Genomic DNA, 19,838 nt, shown 5'->3' with positions numbered 1-19,838 from the left:
CACCTTATCCTTTTTATTCATCATCCAGTTTTAATACGCTCATAAACGCCTTTTGCGGTATTTCTACATTGCCAACCTGACGCATGCGCTTTTTCCCTTCCTTCTGCTTTTCAAGAAGCTTTTTCTTACGGGAAATATCGCCGCCGTAACACTTGGCAAGAACGTCCTTTCTCATGGCCTTTACTGTTTCACGGGCAATGATCTTTCCTCCGATGGCCGCCTGAATGGGGATTTCAAAAAGCTGTCTCGGAATCTCATCCTTTAGCTTTTCACACATCCTGCGCCCTCTGTCATAAGCGGATTCCGCATGGACAATGAAGGATAACGCATCCACTTCCTCCTTGTTCACCAGGATGTCCAGCTTCACCAGCTCAGACCGCTCATAGCCCTTCAGCTCGTAATCAAAGGAAGCATAACCTCTGGAACGGGATTTCAGTGCATCAAAGAAATCGTAAATGATCTCATTCAATGGAAGCTCATACCTTAACAGTGCCCTGGTGGCTTCCATATATTCCATGCCCAGATATACGCCCCGGCGTTCCTGGCAGAGAGTCATGATAGCGCCTACAAATTCCGTAGTCACCATGATTTCCGCGCTGACAATGGGTTCCTCCATGTATTCAATCTCCGTAGGGTCCGGAAGATTGGAAGGATTGGTCAGCTCCAGCATATCGCCGTTTTTCTTATAGACCCTGTAAACAACGCTGGGAGCTGTGGTGACTAAATCTAAATTATACTCTCTCTCCAGACGCTCCTGAATGACCTCTAAATGGAGAAGTCCTAAAAATCCGCACCGGAATCCGAAGCCAAGGGCCAGGGAGGTCTCCGGCTCGAAAAACAGGGAAGCGTCATTGAGCTGCAGCTTTTCAAGGGCATCACGAAGGTCATTGTAACGGGCTCCGTCAGCAGGATATAAACCGCAGTAAACCATGGAGGTCACTTTCTTATATCCGGGAAGGGGCTCCTTACATGGCCTGTTTGCAAGGGTAATGGTATCGCCTACTGCCGTATCCTTTACATTCTTTATGCTGGCGGTCAGATAGCCTACCATGCCTGCCTTCAGTTCCTCGCAGGGAATAAACTGGCCTGCACCGAAATAACCGACCTCCACCACTTCTTCCACAGCGCCGGTAGCCATCATCCGGATCTTATCGCCTTTTTTCACCGCTCCTTCCTTTACCCGGAAGAATACGATTACACCCTTATACTGATCGTAAAGGGAGTCAAAGATGAGAGCCTGAAGAGGCCCTTCCGGATCACCTACGGGAGCCGGTATCTTCGCCACAATGGCTTCTAACACGTCTTCCACGTTTTCCCCTGTCTTGGCGGAAATCCTGGGGGCGTCATGAGCCTCAATGCCGATGACATCCTCGATCTCACTCACCACCCGCTCCGGGTCTGCGCTGGGCAGATCGATCTTATTGAGCACCGGGAACACATCCAGATTGTGATCTAAGGCCATGTAGACGTTTGCAAGGGTCTGAGCCTCGATTCCCTGGGAAGCGTCCACCACAAGGACCGCTCCGTCACAGGCTGCAAGGCTTCTGGAAACCTCATAATTAAAGTCCACATGACCAGGGGTGTCGATCATGTTAAAAATATATTCCTGGCCATCCTTGGCCTTGTAAACGGTGCGGACAGTCTGGGCTTTGATGGTGATTCCTCTCTCCCGCTCCAGGTCCATATTATCAAGGACCTGGGACTGCATTTCCCGGCTGGTCAAAAGTCCTGTCTTCTCTATAATCCGGTCCGCAAGGGTGGATTTTCCGTGATCAATATGTGCAATAATGCAAAAATTCCGTATTTTATTCTGCTGGGCGCCTGCCATATGGTAAATTCCTCTTTTCTGATGTTCTCCGAATTAAAATATACCATTTTTTTAATTCCCTTGCAACACCATATCCAAAACTTCTGCCAGGGGCTCCATGGCATTTAAGGCTTCCTGGTAGGTGTTGGTCTGGGCCCCCACTTCAATGAGGGCGGACCTGGCCCGAAGATGCTGGTTATAACGGAGTCCCTTTATGTATATTTTCCGGGTCAGACCGGGGAAATAAGCTGCTGCATCAAGCTGCATCTGAAAGCTGAAAGCCAGATTTTTCTCCCTGTTGGGATTGGGCAGGTATTCAATCTGCCCTTTGGGAGTCTGGCTGACCCCGTTAAAGAACATGATGGGAGCCGTAGGCTTTCCGTTTACCTCATTTACCATATGAAGGCTTTCATTGACCCCATCCCGGTGAACGTCGAGAATCACCTCAATGGAGGGGTTTTCCTGGAGAATGCCGGAAATGCCCTCTAAAGCCAGGGTGTAAGCCTTGTTCCTGTCCAGCTTCCCGCCTTGTAAGTCATAAACTGAGGTATCGTGAATCACGTTGTAGCCCTTGGCAGTCAAAAGCTCCGTCAGATAGTTTCCGATTCCCACCACTGTAGCCCCCGGATTATCGGGTCCGTGGTCCGCAAACTCCTCCTGGGAATGGGTGTGGTAAATGAGAATCTGAGGCTTATCACTTCCTCCTGTCACGGTGAAATCCTCGGAAAGAAAACGGTCCGACTGCATCAAATCCCTTCCTGCCGTGGTAGACGCATGAACGCTGTAAAAATGCTTCATCAGGTAGTCGTAATCAGCGAGCTGCTCCCTCCGGTAGGTGGCTCCCACGATGGGCCATATACTGCTTGAGGAGCAGGTCAAAGCCGGGTCCTTTTCCGCTAAAACCTCTGTCTGGGCAGGAGCCTGAGCCTCCGGAGCTTTGTGGACCTCTGCATTGACGCTTCCATCCTCCCCGCTTTCCTCGCCGCCGTCATATAAAAGAAAGCTGTGTTCCTCATAAAATCTTCCGCTTTCCAGATATCCTTCATACGCAGGGTCCGCCTCATTATAGCCAGCCTTCGGCCTCTCCCGTTTCCCCTTATACCGGTAAAGGGGAGAGCCGCCAAAGAGAACGCTGCCGAAAAAGCCGCCGGGAAAATCCCCGTTGTCCCCTTCCTCCCAGACCGCGCCGGGATACTGGATGTGCCAGATATAGGAAATTCCAAAGCCTGCCCCGCCCTTTAACCAGCCGGCCGCCCTTTGGAAGCCTCCTGTCTTTCCCGCCAGAAACACCGCCAGAATGAGGCTTACTGCAATCATCATATTTTTTATAAACCAGTTGATTCCTCTGTCTCTCTGTCTCATAGCCTCTTCCTGCACCCCCAGAGGGGCTTCTCTTTGCCCCCTCTCCTATCCTATGCAAAAAGCCTGTCATTTACTACGAATCTTCCTGTCCCAAAAATGCCAGATGGATTCCTTCGGAAATGGTAAAGCTCAGCTCCTTCACCGTTTCGTCAATATCGGGCGGTGTGACGTACATGGGGCCGAATTCCGGTTCTAAAAGCTCTCTGATCAAATCGTACTGCTCATCAGAGCTGATGCTTCCCATGAAATCTCCCATCCCCTTTGTTTCCATGCTCTTTGACAAAGCCCCTATCATAGCGGAAACCGTATCGTGGACAATGGCCGCCGCCCCCACTACAGTCGGAACACCGATTGCCATGACCGGAACGCCCAGGCTTTCCTTTGTCAGGCTGTGTCTGTGATTGCCCACTCCTGAACCCGGATGGATTCCCGTATCCGTGAGCTGGATGGTGGTTCCCAGACGCCTTACGCTTCTGGCCGCCAGCGCGTCAATGGCAATGATCAGATCGGGCTTTGTCTCCCTGATGATCCCTTTTAAAATTTCTGCACTTTCCATTCCTGTCTGGGCCATGACACCGGGTATGATTCCGCTGATGACAGGCATGCTTCTGCCCTTCCAGAAGTCATCCCCGTACTGTACCTTTAAATGCCTGGTGACCTGAAGATTTTTAAGAACCCTGGGCCCTAAGGAGTCTGGGGTTACAGAGCCGTTGCCAAGGCCTACCACCAATACGTGAAAATCAGGCTTTCTATAGCTCTTTCCCGACAAAAGCTTCTGAATCTGGCTTGACAGCTCCTCAGAAACCTCCCTGTGGTAATCCTCATCCTTTACGGACAGCTCTCCCGCTTCCAGGGTGATATAGGTGCCGACGGGCTTTCCCATGGCCTTTTCCCCCTTTTTATCCAAAATCTTCACTTCCGTCATCTTTATGGGGCTGTTGGCCCTGTGCCATTCTCTTAAGGATACCCCTGTAATCTCACCGCCATCTCCCGGAAAGCTTTCTTTTTCCTCCAGCGCAAGGTCTGTGCGCACTTCAAATGTGTTTTCCATGTCTTTCTCCTTTTTCACTTCTGATCATTATTCAACCTGCCAGCAAGCTCATACGCTCAAGTTACAAAAATCTTTCTGCATGACTGGAATAATTACATTTTCTGCAAAAAAGCGGGAATTATGTATTGACATATACGTTAAAATTCGTTAAAATACTAAGGTATGTTTACATTGAACTGTCCGTGTCCAGACTTTAATGGGAAACAAAAAAATGATTATACTTATTATTTGATTGGAGGTGTACAGATTGGCTAACATTAAATCCGCAAAAAAGAGAATCTTAGTTAACGAAACAAAGGCCGCTAGAAACAAAGCGATCAGATCCAAGGTGAAGACATCAATTAAGAAGGTAGAAGCTGCTATTGCTGCCGGTGACAAGGCTGCTGCACAGGCAAGTTTAATCAGCGCTATCACAGAAATCGATAAGGCTACTACAAAGGGCGTATATCATAAGAATACTGCTTCCAGAAAAGTATCCAGAATCACTAAGGCTGTAAACGCTATAGCTTAATTTTATAGAACAGACTTTTTCCCATTCAGAATAACCCACTGGATGGGATTTTTGTTTTTACATACGAACTTTAAAGAGGTAAACGGCATCCTGACCGTGAGACACTAAAAATAGTGCTCAACGGTCAGGGCAGCGTTTACCCCTTTTTATATCCGGCTTTTCCGGTCATTGTTGTTCATTTACAATCGCTTCAATTAAAAATCCCGCCATCTGGGGATCAAACTGGGTCCCGGCACCCCGCTCCAGTTCCAAAACAGCTTCCCCGGCTGTCATGGCCTGCCGGTATATGCGGTCATTGGTCATGGCATCAAAGGCGTCAACCACGGACAGAATGCGGCAGGCAAGGGGAATCTCCCTTTCCTTTAATCCTCTGGGGTAGCCTTTTCCGTCCCACCTCTCATGGTGGGAGAGAATCAAATCCGCCACCGTTGTCAGTTCCGGAGTTGCCTGGGCAATGCGGTAGCCGATTTCCGGATGGCGCTTCATCTCCTCCCATTCCTCCTGGGTGAGGGAACCCGGCTTTTTTAAGATATTGGGGTCAATGTTGACCTTTCCGATATCGTGCAGAAGGGAAAACAGAGACAGTTCATCCATCTCCTTAGAAGAAAGGTGAAGCCTTCTTCCTATGGTGTGGCAGTATTTTTCAATCCGTTTGGAGTGTTCTTCCGTTTCATTGCTCTTTTCATAGAGGGTGACCAGCAGAGTGCTGATTAAGGCGCTCCGGTAGCTCTTGCCCTCCAAAAGCTTCTGGTGGTACATATATTCCTCAGCCAGTTGAAGAGCGGTCTGAATGCTGCCCTCGGCTGTGTCCTTGCAGGCGCAGCCAAGAGACAGGCTGAGGGATAGACTTCCGTTTTCAATGACAATAGGCGTATGCTTTATCTTGTCCGTGATCTCTTCCGCCGCCTGAAGCCCTGTCTGGGGCATTAAGATGACAAACTCATCCCCGCCCCATCTGGCGATAATGGCATCCTTTCCGCAGCATTTTCGCATCAATCCCGCTGCGCGAAGAAGCAGGGCATCCCCTGCCTTGTGTCCGAATACGTCATTGGTGATCTTAAGACCGTTGACATCCGCCATAACCACTGAAACCGGCAGATTCTCTGCCCTGTCCAGACAGTTCATGGCCTCTTCTATGTAGCGCCGGTTATAAAGCCCGGTCAGACAATCGTGATAGCTCAAAAATTCAATCTGCCTGTTGTGTTCCTTTTCATCTCCCACGTCCCGGAATACCATGACAACACCAAAAGTCTGTCCGTCTTCTGTCTTGATAGGAGCCGCGCTGTCGGCAATGGAAATGCGCTCTCCATGCCGGTTGACCAGTTCCGTGTGATTTGCCATACCGATGATCAGCCCTGTTTCCAAAACCTTCTGAATGGGGTTTTCCACCGGTTTCCCGGTTTCCTCACTCTGCAGGATAAACACATCGGCAAAGGGCCTGCCAACGGCTTGTCCGCTGTCCCAGCCTGTCAGCTCCTCTGCCACGCTGTTTAAGCTGGTGATCACACCGTTTCTGTCCGTCGTCACCACGCCGTCCCCAATGGACTGCAAGGTGGTTCTGAGCCGTTCCTTTTCCTGGACCAGATCATCCCGGAGCTTCTCCCTGTCAGTCACATCAAAGAGAATGGCATATATCAGCTTATTCTCCCCATCCTGAACCACGGAAGCGTGAACATCCATGTATCTGACTTCTCCATTTTTAAGGCGGTAGGGCGAAGCGGAAAAGGAGGCCTCTCTGTTTAACTCTTTTTGAAGCCTTTCATCGTGTATTTCCGGAGATAAAACGCTGAACTCATGGACCTTCCGTCCCAGAACCTCTTCCCTGGTATGTCCGAAAAACTCCAGGAGAGACGGATTGGCATCTACGATCCTGTAAGATTTCGCATCAAAAACCACCTTAAGGGCGCTGTGCTGCTCAAACATGGCCTTAAGCCGATGGGCCAGTGCAGCGCCGTGTTCCTGCTCCTTATGCAGGAGCTTCCGGCCGGAGAGGAACAGAAAGAATCCCATACTCCCGATTGCCGTAGTCAGAAGAATGGAAAGCGCACTGGTATATACGACACTTGCAAAAATATTTTCCGAATGGGCCAGCGCCTCAGGCCCGCGGGCAAAAGACACCAGAATCCAGCCGCTCTGCTCCAGCCGGGCCGCAGATATGAAATACGTCTGCTTCTGGATAGAAAGGGTAGTGCTGTCCACCTCCGGGCTCTCTACCATGGCCCTGATACTGTCGATTTCCTCCGGGGTCATACCATACATTTCCAGTGCCTTAAATAAATTACCGTCATACTCCGGCTGGAAAGTGTTGAAAATAAGAGCTCCGTCCTCCATGACAAAACAGCTTTGCACATCCTGATAGACAGCGCTTTCTGTAGTCTCCCGCAGCAGGCTGTCTATTGACACGCTGCTGTACAATACTCCCGGAATCCCCTCCTCTTCCTTCAGCGGCATGACCACCGAAAGATAATGACCAGCCAAAGCTTCATCATAATAGATTCTGCCCACCAACTCCCGGCCATTTGGCAGCTTCCAGACTGCTTTCCCGCTTTCAGCCTCCATTAACTGGGATGGATCGGCCAGGTATTCCACCGTATAAACAGGATTTTCTGCATTTCTCTGCCGAAAAAAATCCTGGGGCGTCTGATCGACCATGTGAAGGGTCTTCTCTGCCACCTGCATGGCCCGTCCTACGTCCAGAATGGTCTGGTCAATTTCCTCAGCATTATGCTGGATATGGAGACTTAAGCTGCCCGTAATCATGCTCCCAAATTCCTTATCCAGCTTCTCCTTTTCCTGTGTGAAGATCAAGGAAAGGGAGACAGCAAAAATAACAGCGCACAAAGCCAGTATTAAAACCTGCCTTCTTTCCTGCCTTGTCACACAAACTCCCCCTTTACATCGCCGGCAGCTTCATTTTTATACAGCCGGAATGTTTTTTATTTTATACAATTATATATCTTTTAGCCCCGAATATCAAGCATTCTTATGTATCCTGCACACCTCACACGACATAAAAAACTTAAAAATATACAAATTATATTGTTATTTTGCAAAAACTCCTTTATAATGAAAAAGATTTAATCCCATCTTATTCCGATTCCGGAATTACCATTTCTAAATTGTTGTAATCTGCCCTGTGCAGTTTACATAAATCACATCTAAGGAGGTATACATATGGTATACGAAACATTTCTGGAAACCGTCAAAAATTCCCTGAAGGAAACACTTGGAGATGAATTTGACTTGTCCCTGCAATCGGTTCAGAAGAATAACGGCCTGCAGTTAGACGGGCTGTGCATTGGAAAGGCCGGAGAAAAGTCTGCTCCCACTGTTTATCTAAACCAGTTTTATCAGGAATTTAGCTATGGCAGGCCTTTGGAAGACATTTTAAGCGACATCCTGTCTCTCTATCACGACAGCCTGCTCCCCATGTCCCCTCCCTTTGAAGAGCTGCTGATTCCGGACCAGATCAAAAACAAGGTCATTTTCCGGCTCATCAGCAAAACTGCCAATGAAACATTGCTAAAGGACATTCCCCACATCCCTTACCCCGATCTGGACCTGACTCTTGTGTTCTGCCTGGCCCTTCAAAGGACAAAAGACTGCCTTATGACCGCCCTTATCCACAACAGCCATCTGCATACCTGGGGCTTTTCCACCGAAGACTTATTCCTGGCAGCCAAAGCTAATACTCCCCGCCTTTTCCCGGCCCGCATCAGAAGCCTTTCTGAGGTCATTAAAGACATCGCCAGGGAAACTGCGGAAAAAGAACTGGAAGGCGCTCTGGAAGAATTTTTCGATACCTCTCCCATGTCTCCCCCTATGTTCGTACTGACCAATTCCACCGGAATAAACGGAGCTTCCTCCTTATTTTACGAAGGCATACTAAAAGACTTCGCAAACGCCAATGACAGTGATTTAATCATCCTGCCCTCCAGCATTCACGAAGTCCTCATTATTCCCTATAACGACACCATTTCTCTTGAAGAGCTGTCGGATACCGTCTTTTCCATCAACCAGGAAGAAGTTCCTGAAGAAGACCGCCTCTCCAATCACATCTATCACTATTCTAAAAGCAAGAACAGCTTAACCGTTGCATTCACTTCTTCTGCCCCAATCGGAACAGAGAATCCATAATAAAAATGGCCACGGCTATGGCGCCGGCTATTTGAAGCGTCTCCACCAGATACCGGCTGGAAAGCTCCGGCTCATTGGTGATCACATAAGAAACACTGCGGTAGATAGAAGCCCCCGGCACCGAGGGCAGAATTCCCGCAACCAAAAACACTGTGACCGGAGCTTTAAAAGCCCTGGCAAAAATATGGCTGAAGAGAGCCACCATCAGGCTGGACAAAAAAGCTGCCGCTATTACCGATCCTGACCAGGACTCTGCCAAAAGATAGGCCAGCCAGCCTGCTGCACCTGCACCTCCTGCCAGGACCAGATATTTTCTGGGAACCTCCAGAAGCAGGGAAAAGCTGAGCACTGCCAGGAAAGCGCCGATTGTCTGTATTACCATGCCAGTCCACCTCCTGCCAGCCATTGAAACAGGCCCATTCCTGCTCCCACTCCGGCGGCAACCGCCAGAGCGACTACCACCGCTTCCATGATTCTGGAGATTCCGGAAGCGAAGTCACCATTTAAAGTATCCCTGATGGCGGTTGTAAATATCATACCGGGAACCAGGGGCATGATGGCGCCGATGATGACGATATCGCTTTTCATCCCAGGCATAAACAGATATTCCATCAAAAGAGCGGTGACCGCAATCAAACAGGCACAGACTCCGTTGACACAAAAATCGTTGAGCTGAATCTTTAAAGCTGCTTCCATGGATGCAGCCAGCACAATTCCCGTCACAGCAGCGGCCAGGCATTCCCTGATCCCTCCTCCCAAAAGAAGAGTGAAAAACAGGGCCACGCCCACGACGCCAATGTCCTTTAACCGCCTCCCATACTGAACCGTATTCCTTATCTCCTTAAGCAAACGGTGAGCTTCCTCCACTGTGATCAAATCCTGACAGAGCCTTCTGGACACATCATTGACCAGATATACCTTATTTAAGTTGGTAGACCGCCCGGACACCCTTCTGGCTATTGTGATAGCTTCAATGGAAGAATCGTTGAGAGACGCAAAAATGCCTGTGGAAAACACAATGGCCTCCGCCGTATCCCGGCCGGATTTTCTCAGAATATGATCAATGGTACTCTCCACCCGGTAAATTTCCGCACCGCTTACCAGCATGATCTCGCCTGCTAAAACTGCGGTTTCCACAAGCAGTTTATCATTCATAATTTGTCTCCTGCTCTTTTCTCAAAAAATCAGACTTCCTATCTGAAATACCAGCACCGCAGCGCCCCAGGCAACTGCGATCTGGAAAAGCACCATGCCTGCCGTCCATTTAAAAGAATGGGTTTCTCTTTTAATGGTCGCAACCGCCGCAATACAGGGCGAATACAAAAGACAGAAAATCATCAGGGCATAGGCATTTACAGCCCCAAACCCAACACCTCCGAGAATTGACGAAAGGCTTTCCATTCCTGCCGCAGAGTTGATATTACTGATTCCAAACAGCACGGAAAAGCTGGATACCACCACTTCCTTGGCAGATAAGCCGGAAATCAAAGCCACTGCAATCCTCCAGTCACCAAGACCGGCAGGGCGCAGCAGAGGAACGAGAACCTGCCCGGTTATGGCAGCGAGGCTTTCCGACACATCTGAAACAAATCCAAAAGGCCCTATATTCAGCACAAACCACAAGACAATGGAAGCCAGGAAAATCGTCGTTCCCGCCTTTCCCAGATAATCCTTCACCTTATCCCACACATAGATGGCCACCGTTCTTCCATTGGGAGCCTTATACTCAGGAAGCTCAATCAAAAGAGCGTCCTCATCCATTTCCCTTCTCATCCGGTGAGTCACATAAGCGATCGCAATAGCCGCCGCCAGACCCACCAGATACAGGGAGTAAGCCGCAGCCATGGCATGACCGGGGAAAAACATCTGGGAAAAGAGAACGTATATGGGAAGCCTTGCCGAACAGGACATAAAAGGAGTGATAAAAATAGTCCTCCTTCTGTCCTTTTCACTCGGAAGGGCCCTGGCCGCCATAACCGCCGGAACGGTACAGCCAAATCCCAGAAGCATGGGAAGAAATGCCTTTCCCGAAAGCCCTACCCTGCCCATAATTTCATTCATCACATATGCCACTCTGGCCATATATCCGCTGTCCTCCAAAAATGCAAGAGCGAGGAACAAAATAAAAATATTGGGAAGAAAGGTGAGGATTCCTCCCACGCCGGCCACGATCCCATCCACCACCAGGGATATGACCCAGGGAGCTGCTTTTATGCTTTCCATCAGGCCCAGCATCATCCCGGAAAATCCATCGAGAGCCGTTTCAAAATACCCCTTTAGAAAATCTCCTACAGTAAAGGTCAAAAAGAACACCAAAGCCATGATTCCAAGGAAGATAGGCACTCCCCAGAAGGGATGGGTCAGATATCGGTCGATTTTATCCGTAAATGCGGCCTTCTGCTCCTTGTTCACCAGGCATTCGCTGATGATCCCTTCTATGTAATCGTATTTCTCGTTAATAATTTCCTTTTCATAATTGCGGTCAATGATATTGGTCAAATCCACGGGATGGTCTTTTCCGACCTCTTCATCGTATTCCAAAAGCTTAATGGCATGCCATCTCAAATTGTCCAGCTTCCCATAATGGGCCTTTAATACGGTCTCAATCTTGGAAATCTTGTTCTCGATTTTAGGGCTGTAATTCACCACCACGCCCTGAGGCCCTTCCTCATAGTGATGAATCACCGCATGAAGGAGCACATCGAGTCCGGTCCGCTTCCTGGCAGACACAGGTACCACAGGAATGGAGCCTAGCATTTCCGGAAGACGATGTAAGTCAATTTCCATCCCACGCTCTTCCACAATATCCATCATATTAAGGGCCAGTATCACCGGCTTTTTCAGCTCCAGAAGCTGAAGCGTCAGATACAGATTCCGTTCCAGAGAAGAGGCATCCACCACATTGACGATCACATCCACTTCTCCGTCCTCTAAGCATTTCCTGGTCACCTTCTCTTCTATGGTATAGCAGGTTAAGCTGTAAATTCCCGGAGTGTCGATCATCCGGAGGGGACAGCCCTTATAAGAGGTCATTCCCTCAACTCTCTCCACAGTAACGCCAGGCCAGTTAGCCACTTTCAGCTTAGCGCCCGTAAATGCATTGAACAGGGTGGTCTTTCCGCAGTTAGGATTTCCCACGAAGCCCACCCGTATCACTTTATTTTCTTCACTCATGGTTTACGGCCTCCCTTATTTCAATTCCCTCTGAAATTCTTCTTCCAAGGGCAAGGCGGGTTCCTCTCACCTTAATGATGACAGTACCCTTTCCTTTTTTATTCATAAGGACAACAGGCGTCATCTCATTGACGCCCAAAGCCTCCAGACGTCTTGTAATGGCATCCTTCACCATGACGCTGTAAACAATATAACTTTTTCCGATTTCCCCTTCATAAAGCTTCATATAATCTCCTTTGGACAGGGCATTTCATTCCCGCCCCCATGGCTTATGCCACAGACTGCATCCACAGAGATTTTACTCTTAATGAAAATCATTGTCAACGCAATTATCAATCTTCCATATCCCGCAGCAGCTTCTTCACTTCCACCATCCGGTCACGGAGTCTTGCTGCTTCTTCAAAGTTCAGTTCTGCCGCAGCCTGGTGCATCTTCTTGGTGAGCTCCTTAGCAAGCTTCTCCAGTTCCTTTCCATCCATGGATTCCGGATCTTTCTTAAAGTCCTTCTCCCCTTCGATGGCGGCCTTTGAAATGGCGATCAAATCGCGGACCGATTTCTTAATGGTCGTAGGCGTAATCCCATGCTCTTCATTGTACTTCTGCTGAATGGCCCTTCTTCTGTTGGTTTCTTCTATGGCCACCCTCATGGAATCCGTCACCTTATCGGCATACATGATAACATGTCCGTCAGAGTTTCTGGCCGCACGTCCTACTGTCTGGATCAATGATGTCTCAGAACGGAGGAAGCCTTCCTTATCCGCATCCAGAATCGCTACCAGGGTGATTTCCGGAATATCAAGGCCCTCACGCAGCAGGTTGATTCCCACCAGCACGTCAAATACATCGAGACGCATGTCCCTGATGATCTCAGACCGCTCCAGAGTGTCGATGTCGGAATGAAGGTATTTCACCCGGATTCCCACCTCCCGCATGTAATCCGTCAGGTCCTCTGCCATCCTCTTGGTCAGGGTGGTGATCAGCACCTTGTTTTTATTAGCTACTTCCTTATTTACCTCGGAAACCAGGTCATCGATCTGGCCCTGCACCGGTCTCACATCGATTTCAGGGTCCAAAAGCCCTGTAGGCCGGATGATCTGCTCCACTCTTAAGAGCTCATGCTCCGCCTCATAGACAGAAGGTGTGGCGGACACGAACATCATCTGATTGATCTTCGTCTCAAACTCCCCGAAATTTAAGGGGCGGTTGTCAAGGGCAGAGGGAAGGCGGAAGCCGAAATTGACCAGAGTCGTCTTTCTGGACCGGTCCCCTGCATACATGCCTCTGACCTGGGGAAGGGTGATATGGGACTCATCCACAATGATCAGAAAATCATCAGGAAAATAGTCGATCAAAGTAAAAGGCGGCTCCCCTTCCTTCCCTCCGGTCAAATGTCTGGAATAGTTTTCAATTCCTGAACAAAATCCCGTTTCCTTCATCATCTCCACGTCAAAGTTGGTCCGCTCTGAAATTCTCTGGGCCTCTAAAAGCTTATCCTCGCTTTTAAAATAAGCCACCTGCTCCTTTAACTCCTCCAGAATGGTCTGGGTGGCTGCCTCCATCTTTTCCTTGGAAACAACGTAATGAGAGGCCGGGAAAACGGCCACATGGCCAAGCTCCGCCCGAATCTCCCCTGTCAGAGTATCAATCTCTGTAATCCTGTCCACCTCATCGCCAAAAAATTCCACCCGGTATGCCTCGCTGCCGGAATAAGCCGGGAAAATCTCCACCACATCTCCTCTGACCCGGAAGGTCCCCCGCTTAAAGTCCATATCATTCCGGTCATACTGAATGTCGATCAGCTTGTGAATCACCTCATCCCGGTCCTTGATCATGCCCGGCCTTAAGGAAATGACCATTTCCTGATAATCAATGGGGCTTCCCAGACCGTAAATACAGGATACGGAAGCCACAATGATCACATCCCGCCGCTCGGAAAGGGCAGCCGTGGCAGAATGGCGCAGCTTGTCAATCTCATCATTGATGGCGGAGTCCTTTTCAATATAGGTGTCTGTGGATGGCACATACGCCTCCGGCTGGTAATAATCGTAATAGGATACAAAGTACTCCACTGCATTTTCCGGGAAAAACTCCTTAAACTCGCTGTAAAGCTGGGCAGCCAGAGTTTTGTTGTGGGCGATGATGAGAGTAGGTTTCTGTAATTGCTGGATTACATTTGCCATGGTAAACGTCTTACCGGAGCCAGTAACTCCCAGCAAAGTCTCAAATTGATTTCCTTCCTTAAAGCCCTGGACCAACTGCTCAATGGCCTGCGGCTGATCGCCGGTGGGCTGGTATTCCGATTGTAATTTGAATTCCATAATGTATTTTACCTCCATAGGGGCCAAATAAAAAGTTTATATAGGCTATAAATTTAGAATAAACTCATTTGCTCATCTTTCAATGAAACCATCTTTCTTTCTGTTATTTTATCTTCTTTGCCAATTTCCCCGAATAACAGGGGGGACTTGGGATTGTGCAAATTATAATTCTTATCCACTATATCAGTATTATAGTTAGCATAGCAATATTTACACATACTTTTACAAGAATTGTACGCGCCTATGTCAATGCTCGCCACGCATCCGCATTCCTCTCTTTGATTTGGGTCCTTTGCCAATTGTAATTTACACTCCATCAGACACTCAAACAAGTCTTTATCAATACAGTGCGCATGTGAGATATCATATTGACTTAATTCAATGCTTTCTGAACATGTACATAATTTCAGATCATACTTTTTAGCGATTTCAGAAAATGCTTCCGCAATTATTATCATATCCTCATTTGTAATCGCTTCAAGTCCAAGACTTTTTACATTATTTCTGGTATTCCTATACATATCCACAAAACTGATCACACACCTCTTAGTAAATCCCTTTAATATTTTCGCAAGCATCTCAAAATATCGAATGTGATTTTGTACGGTATATTGATGGTTTAATATAATAGGATCATACCGCCAGATCACCCGGTCCGGTCCAATCTTATCAGATAATTCAATAAATTGAGAAATAACCACATTTCTCTTTGACGGCAGATTGGGTTCTATCTCTTCTCCATACGGAGTTAGTGTGAATTGAAAATAGTACGAATATCTTTCCAATTCATTTAATCGTTTTAGCATTGGAGCCGGATTCTTAGTCCAAAACACAATTCCATCCACGATATCTGGAGACAGGTTGATTTTGCTTATTTGATGGATATTCATAGGATTTCTCACCAAAACATATCCTTCTTGTATCCTGTTGTAAAACCATTCCGAATAATATGAAGGTATGTCCGTTCTTCTGCTCGCACTTATTATCATTTCATTTCACCTCTATTAGCATCTGGGCACTGGAACATTCAGTCCAAGGCTCATACCTTTCTAATCCATCTTTTAATTCAAAACAAATCCTGTTATCCTTATGTCTGGTTCCATATCTCTGATAGCCATTCATAATATGATAATTAAAATCTGAACAAAGATTTTACCATCAAAAACTCCCCCTACCCTATTTATCAATTATACCATACAGGTACAAAAATGTATACCCGGTTTATGAACATACGTTCTATTTCCATCACAATTCCTCACCCCTTTTTTACAAATATATTGTAATTCCCCTCCATTTGTTATATCATACGTTTTATACACTTAAACAGCAGGAGGAATTACAATGTACAGCTTTAACAACGATTACAGCGAAGGCGCTCATCCAAAGATTCTGGAAGCCATGATGAATGCCAACTTAACACAAAATACCGGATACGGCCTGGACATTCACAGCGATCATGCAAAAAAACTCATTATGGATGAAATCCGCCGGGAAGATGTGGACATCCATTTCCTCGTAGGCGGCACCCAGACAAATGCCATCACCATAGGAGTTGCCCTCCGCCCCTGGCAGGCAGTCATTTCCACGGACAAGGGACATATCAACGTTCATGAAACAGGTGCCATCGAAGCTGCAGGGCACAAGGTTCTGGCCATGACAAGCCAGGATGGAAAGCTGACTCCTGCCCTCATTCAGAAAGCACTGGATCATCACACCGACGAACACATGGTTCAGCCTAAAATGGTCTATATCTCCAATTCCACAGAAATCGGAACCCAGTATACAAAAGCAGAGCTGGAAGCCATTCACCATATCTGCCGTCAAAAAGACTTATACCTGTTTATGGATGGAGCCCGCATGGCCTCTGCCCTCACAAGCTCCGCCAATGACTTGACCCTGGAGGATATTGCCCGGCTGACAGACGTATTCTACATCGGAGGCACGAAAAGCGGCGCGCTCTTCGGAGAAGCCCTGATCATCTCCCACCCGGATTTAAAGCCTGACTTCCGTTTTATGATCAAGCAGAGAGGAGCCATGCTGGCAAAAGGCTGGCTGTTAGGAATCCAGTTTGAAGAATTGTTCCAGAACAATCTCTTCTATGACATGGCCTCCCATTCCAATGAAATGGCTTCCATTCTCAGAAAGGGAATTCAGGCATGCGGTTACTCCTTTTACTCCGATTCTTCCACCAACCAGCTTTTCCCCATATTCCCTGACCGGGTTATCGCAAAGCTGGAGGAAAACTATCTGTTCTCTGTACAGGAACGGATTGACGACAGCCACACTGCAATCCGCCTCGTCACCTCCTGGGCCACCAGGGAAGATGCCTGCCGCCAGTTTCTCAAAGACCTGGAAGCATGCTGATAAAACTTATGAAACAGGAAAAGCCCTCTGGCTGCCGGCTGCCACCGGCCCAGAGGGCTTTTTTCTATCCACTAGCTTTCATTCAATGCTTTTATCGCTTCCTGAAGCTGATTGTCTTCCTCAGGCTCAATTTTGATCTTTGTTTTCAATTCCTCATTAAGCTCCACTTCCACATCCGGCTCCAGGCCCTTTCCATGAAGGTCCAAACCGCTTGGCGTGTAGTAATGAGCTACCGTCATCTTAATGGCCGTTCCCTGATCCAGAGGGAATAAGGTCTGAACAATTCCCTTTCCAAAGGTCTTCGTTCCCACCAGCTCCGCCTTGTCATAGGCTTTTAATGCGCCGGAAAAGACTTCTGATGCGCTGGCCGACTGTCCGTTGACCAAAACTGCCATGGGCACATCCACCTTATGTCCGTCGGAAGAGTAATACTGCTCCCCTTCTCCGTTCTTATCCGCCATATAAAGCAAAAGGGTCTTATCTTTCTTTGTTCTCACAAGGTCTGGATCACCTTCAATGATCAAATCATCGGGAAGGATATAATCCACCATGGAAACGACCGCATCCACAACTCCGCCTGGGTTGTTTCTCAAATCCACGATCATCTTCTCCATGCCCTGTTTTTCCAAATCCGCTATGGCCTCTTTAAACTGGCCTGCTGTAACCGTATCAAACTGGCTGACGGAAATGTATCCTACCTTATTTTCCAGCATCTTATGCTCTACCGTGGGAACCGTGATCTGACGGCGCTGCATTTTCATATCCACATATTCTCCCGTCTCCTGACGCAGAACCGTGACTATGACTGTAGTACCTTCTTCTCCCTTGATATGGTCCTTTACCACCAGTTCCAAATCCATGCCGGTCACTTCCTCGTCGCCCACCTTATAAATGATGTCTCCGGGAAGCATTCCCGCTTCCGCACCAGGGGTGCCTTCAAAGACCTTGGTGACCGTAATGACGCCGGTTTCCGCGCTCTGGCTGACCATGACGCCGATTCCGCAGTATTCCCCGGAAGTGTCTTCCATCAGCTTATTATATTCCTCTGCATTGTAGTAAACCGTATAAGGGTCTTCCAGTCCGTAAAGCATTCCCTTGTATATCCAGTCCTCTACCTTTGTCTTATCCTCATCAAAGAGAAAATACTTATCGATCACTCCCTGAATGGTCTGGATTTTTTCAGAAATCCGCTTTAAGTCCAGGCTTCCTTCCTGATTCTGCGCCCGTCCGGATTCAGCGGTCTGACCGCCTCCATCCATAGCAGCTCTTCCAATCAAAAAAATCCCCAAAGACATGCCCACAATAACAAGACCTGCCAAAGTGGTTAAAAGCGCCCCGACCAGGGCACCCTTCCAAAATTTATTTTTATTTTCCACTGTTACTCTCCTATCTGTCTCTTCATGGGCTGACGTATTTCACCGGATAGACAGAAACCTATATCATTAATATTCCCCATACCAGCCGTATTATACGTTTTTACGGCTGCTTCCAAATGTCTGATACAGCCTTTTACACCTTTAAATGCTTCCGGATTGTAAAAAAGCTCACAAAAAAGCCGATTCCAACGCCAAGAGACATGGCAGTTGCCGCCATATAGGGATAGATGGCCTCTACCGGAAGGAACTGAAAAAGTCCCGATAAAATGCTGAAACGGGTCACAATATACTCAACGGAAGAGCGGTACAGGAAGTAAATGGCAGCCAGAGGGATCGCAGCTCCCACCAGGCCGATAACAACTCCTTCCACCACAAAAGGCGCCCGGATCATATAGTTCGTGGCTCCAATCAGCTTCATAATCTGATTTTCATTTTTCCGAAAGGCCGCAGCCACGGATATGGTGTTGCTGATCAGGAAAATAGCCACTGCCAGCAGGACGCCGATGATCAGCATGGAAAGAATTCCGATCACCTTGTTTAAGCTGTTCATTCCTTCTGCTGCCGTCCTGGAATAATTGATTTTTCTGACCCCTTCCAGGCTCTCTATCCACTGGACCAGTTGATCCTGCTCTACTAAATCTTTTAAAAATACTGTATAAGAGGAGGAATTGGCAAGAGGGTTGTCCTCTTCAAATCCTTCTGCAAGCTCCTGCATATCGCCGAAGTATTCCTGCTTCGCCTCTTCCCAGGCATCCTCAGCCGAGGTGAACTTCACTTCCTTCACTTCTTCTCTGGCCCTGATCTTGTTGCCGATTTCCGTGACTGTGTTCGGGTCCAGTCCTTCCTCGAAAAATACCGTGATTCCAACGGTGCTCTCTGTATTTTTAATCACATACTGCACATTGACTACAATGGAAAAAAACAGGCAGAACAAAAAGATGCAGGCTGCAACTGTAGCAATGGAGGCCAGGGAAAAAAGAATGTTCCTGCATATATTATTGACACCTTGCTTCAGACAATACCAAAACGTACTAATTCTCATATGTATAACCACCTTTTTGTTCGTCGCTTACGATGGTTCCACGGTCCATCACAATAACCCGCTTCTTCATCCTGTCCACAATTTCCTGGCTGTGGGTGACTACAATCACTGTTGTTCCAAGCTTATTGATCTCATTTAAAAGCTTCATGATCTCCATGGAGTTCTGACCGTCTAAGTTTCCCGTGGGCTCATCGGCCAAAAGGATTTCAGGACGGTTGATTAAAGCTCTTGCAATAGCAACTCTCTGCTGTTCCCCTCCGGAAAGCTGCTGGGGGAAAAATTTGTATTTTGAAGAAAGCCCTACCATCTTCAGCATGGCAGGAACTGATTCTTTGATGCTCTTTGTGGAGGCGCCTATGACCCTTTGGGCAAAGGCTACGTTTTCATAGACATTTCTGTCCTTTAAAAGACGGAAGTCCTGGAAAACCATTCCAAGCTTCCGGCGGTATTTAGGAATAAATTTTCTTGGCATCTTGCCGAGATTCATATCATTTACTACGATTTTTCCGGAGGTTGGCTCTACTTCTTTTAACAGCATTTTTAAGAGCGTGGATTTGCCTGAACCGCTTCGGCCGATGATGAATACGAATTCACCGTCCTGAATGGTCATGCTGATGTTGCGCAGGGCTTTGTTTCCGGCTTCATATGTTTTGCTTACATTCCAAAATTCAATCATGTTGGTCCTCTAGTGTTGGG

General features: G+C 47.8%; 16 protein-coding genes. 3 read left to right on the top strand and 13 right to left on the bottom strand.

Annotated elements, in window-relative coordinates; translation table 11 throughout:
* Positions 1-13: 13 nt before the first annotated feature.
* From lepA to gpr, 3 genes are all read right to left on the bottom strand, one after another.
* Positions 14-1,828, bottom strand: coding sequence for a translation elongation factor 4 (gene lepA / locus QM657_RS01540; RefSeq protein WP_415064765.1), 1,815 nt, complete (start codon positions 1,826-1,828; stop codon positions 14-16).
* A 51-nt stretch (positions 1,829-1,879) separates the two neighbouring features.
* Entirely contained in the window at positions 1,880-3,169 is a 1,290-nt protein-coding gene (locus QM657_RS01535; RefSeq protein ID WP_415064764.1) for a stage II sporulation protein P, read from the bottom strand.
* Between the two features lie 73 nt (positions 3,170-3,242).
* The gene (gene gpr / locus QM657_RS01530) at positions 3,243-4,220 is read right to left on the bottom strand and encodes a GPR endopeptidase (RefSeq protein WP_415064763.1); all 978 of its coding nucleotides are present in this window, start codon (positions 4,218-4,220) and stop codon (positions 3,243-3,245) included.
* A 247-nt stretch (positions 4,221-4,467) separates the two neighbouring features.
* Between gpr and rpsT the strand changes: the two genes are divergently transcribed.
* Positions 4,468-4,731 (top strand): 30S ribosomal protein S20, encoded by a 264-nt coding sequence (rpsT, locus tag QM657_RS01525; RefSeq protein WP_333650249.1) that lies wholly within the window; start codon positions 4,468-4,470, stop codon positions 4,729-4,731.
* A gap of 165 nt (positions 4,732-4,896) precedes the next feature.
* On the opposite strand, the gene QM657_RS01520 is transcribed toward rpsT, so the two are convergent.
* On the bottom strand, positions 4,897-7,611 hold the full coding sequence (locus QM657_RS01520; RefSeq protein WP_415064762.1) for an HD domain-containing phosphohydrolase: 2,715 nt from the start codon (positions 7,609-7,611) through the stop codon (positions 4,897-4,899).
* A 294-nt stretch (positions 7,612-7,905) separates the two neighbouring features.
* Here QM657_RS01520 and QM657_RS01515 point away from each other — a divergent pair, with 294 nt between their 5' ends.
* Positions 7,906-8,868, top strand: a complete 963-nt coding sequence (locus QM657_RS01515) for a DUF5688 family protein (RefSeq protein ID WP_415064761.1) — start codon at positions 7,906-7,908, stop codon at positions 8,866-8,868.
* Here QM657_RS01515 and QM657_RS01510 read toward each other — a convergent pair.
* The 6 genes from QM657_RS01510 to QM657_RS01485 form a co-directional block, all read right to left on the bottom strand.
* The gene (locus QM657_RS01510; RefSeq protein ID WP_415064760.1) at positions 8,831-9,250 is read right to left on the bottom strand and encodes a threonine/serine exporter family protein; all 420 of its coding nucleotides are present in this window, start codon (positions 9,248-9,250) and stop codon (positions 8,831-8,833) included. The two genes, QM657_RS01515 and QM657_RS01510, sit on opposite strands and share 38 nt — an antisense overlap.
* Positions 9,244-10,023: a threonine/serine exporter family protein gene (locus QM657_RS01505; protein ID WP_415064759.1), complete on the bottom strand. Its 780-nt coding sequence runs from the start codon at positions 10,021-10,023 to the stop codon at positions 9,244-9,246. Before QM657_RS01505 ends, QM657_RS01510 begins: the two co-directional genes overlap by 7 nt.
* 21 nt (positions 10,024-10,044) lie before the next feature.
* Entirely contained in the window at positions 10,045-12,042 is a 1,998-nt protein-coding gene (feoB, locus tag QM657_RS01500; RefSeq protein WP_415064758.1) for a ferrous iron transport protein B, read from the bottom strand.
* On the bottom strand, positions 12,035-12,268 hold the full coding sequence (locus QM657_RS01495; protein WP_415064757.1) for a FeoA family protein: 234 nt from the start codon (positions 12,266-12,268) through the stop codon (positions 12,035-12,037). The genes feoB and QM657_RS01495 overlap by 8 nt, the downstream gene beginning before the upstream one ends.
* Positions 12,269-12,374: 106 nt before the next feature.
* Entirely contained in the window at positions 12,375-14,360 is a 1,986-nt protein-coding gene (gene uvrB / locus QM657_RS01490; protein WP_415064756.1) for an excinuclease ABC subunit UvrB, read from the bottom strand.
* 53 nt (positions 14,361-14,413) lie between these two features.
* Complete coding sequence (locus QM657_RS01485; RefSeq protein ID WP_415064755.1) at positions 14,414-15,349, bottom strand: DUF1848 domain-containing protein; 936 nt, start codon at positions 15,347-15,349, stop codon at positions 14,414-14,416.
* 352 nt (positions 15,350-15,701) lie between these two features.
* Here QM657_RS01485 and QM657_RS01480 point away from each other — a divergent pair, with 352 nt between their 5' ends.
* Complete coding sequence (locus QM657_RS01480; RefSeq protein WP_415064754.1) at positions 15,702-16,724, top strand: threonine aldolase family protein; 1,023 nt, start codon at positions 15,702-15,704, stop codon at positions 16,722-16,724.
* 71 nt (positions 16,725-16,795) lie between these two features.
* On the opposite strand, the gene QM657_RS01475 is transcribed toward QM657_RS01480, so the two are convergent.
* From QM657_RS01475 to ftsE, 3 genes are all read right to left on the bottom strand, one after another.
* Complete coding sequence (locus QM657_RS01475) at positions 16,796-18,100, bottom strand: S41 family peptidase (protein WP_415064753.1); 1,305 nt, start codon at positions 18,098-18,100, stop codon at positions 16,796-16,798.
* A gap of 133 nt (positions 18,101-18,233) precedes the next feature.
* Positions 18,234-19,142 (bottom strand): permease-like cell division protein FtsX, encoded by a 909-nt coding sequence (gene ftsX / locus QM657_RS01470; RefSeq protein ID WP_415064752.1) that lies wholly within the window; start codon positions 19,140-19,142, stop codon positions 18,234-18,236.
* The gene (gene ftsE / locus QM657_RS01465) at positions 19,132-19,818 is read right to left on the bottom strand and encodes a cell division ATP-binding protein FtsE (RefSeq protein WP_415064751.1); all 687 of its coding nucleotides are present in this window, start codon (positions 19,816-19,818) and stop codon (positions 19,132-19,134) included. Before ftsE ends, ftsX begins: the two co-directional genes overlap by 11 nt.
* Positions 19,819-19,838 lie beyond the last annotated feature (20 nt).

It is taken from the genome of Lacrimispora sp. (assembly GCF_047605665.1).
GTDB lineage: Bacteria > Bacillota > Clostridia > Lachnospirales > Lachnospiraceae > Lacrimispora.
This window is presented reverse-complemented; position numbering and strand designations above follow the sequence as displayed.

Excerpts from the sequence above, each read along its gene's own strand:
- lepA (WP_415064765.1), bottom strand. The coding sequence starts at position 1,828 with ATGGCAGGCGCCCAGCAGAATAAAATACGGAATTTTTGCATTATTGCA.
- QM657_RS01535 (WP_415064764.1), bottom strand. The coding sequence starts at position 3,169 with ATGAGACAGAGAGACAGAGGAATCAACTGGTTTATAAAAAATATGATG.
- gpr (WP_415064763.1), bottom strand. The coding sequence starts at position 4,220 with ATGGAAAACACATTTGAAGTGCGCACAGACCTTGCGCTGGAGGAAAAA.
- QM657_RS01515 (WP_415064761.1), top strand. The coding sequence starts at position 7,906 with ATGGTATACGAAACATTTCTGGAAACCGTCAAAAATTCCCTGAAGGAA.
- QM657_RS01510 (WP_415064760.1), bottom strand. The coding sequence starts at position 9,250 with ATGGTAATACAGACAATCGGCGCTTTCCTGGCAGTGCTCAGCTTTTCC.
- QM657_RS01505 (WP_415064759.1), bottom strand. The coding sequence starts at position 10,023 with ATGAATGATAAACTGCTTGTGGAAACCGCAGTTTTAGCAGGCGAGATC.
- feoB (WP_415064758.1), bottom strand. The coding sequence starts at position 12,042 with ATGAGTGAAGAAAATAAAGTGATACGGGTGGGCTTCGTGGGAAATCCT.
- QM657_RS01495 (WP_415064757.1), bottom strand. The coding sequence starts at position 12,268 with ATGAAGCTTTATGAAGGGGAAATCGGAAAAAGTTATATTGTTTACAGC.
- uvrB (WP_415064756.1), bottom strand. The coding sequence starts at position 14,360 with ATGGAATTCAAATTACAATCGGAATACCAGCCCACCGGCGATCAGCCG.
- QM657_RS01485 (WP_415064755.1), bottom strand. The coding sequence starts at position 15,349 with ATGATAATAAGTGCGAGCAGAAGAACGGACATACCTTCATATTATTCG.
- QM657_RS01480 (WP_415064754.1), top strand. The coding sequence starts at position 15,702 with ATGTACAGCTTTAACAACGATTACAGCGAAGGCGCTCATCCAAAGATT.
- ftsX (WP_415064752.1), bottom strand. The coding sequence starts at position 19,142 with ATGAGAATTAGTACGTTTTGGTATTGTCTGAAGCAAGGTGTCAATAAT.
- ftsE (WP_415064751.1), bottom strand. The coding sequence starts at position 19,818 with ATGATTGAATTTTGGAATGTAAGCAAAACATATGAAGCCGGAAACAAA.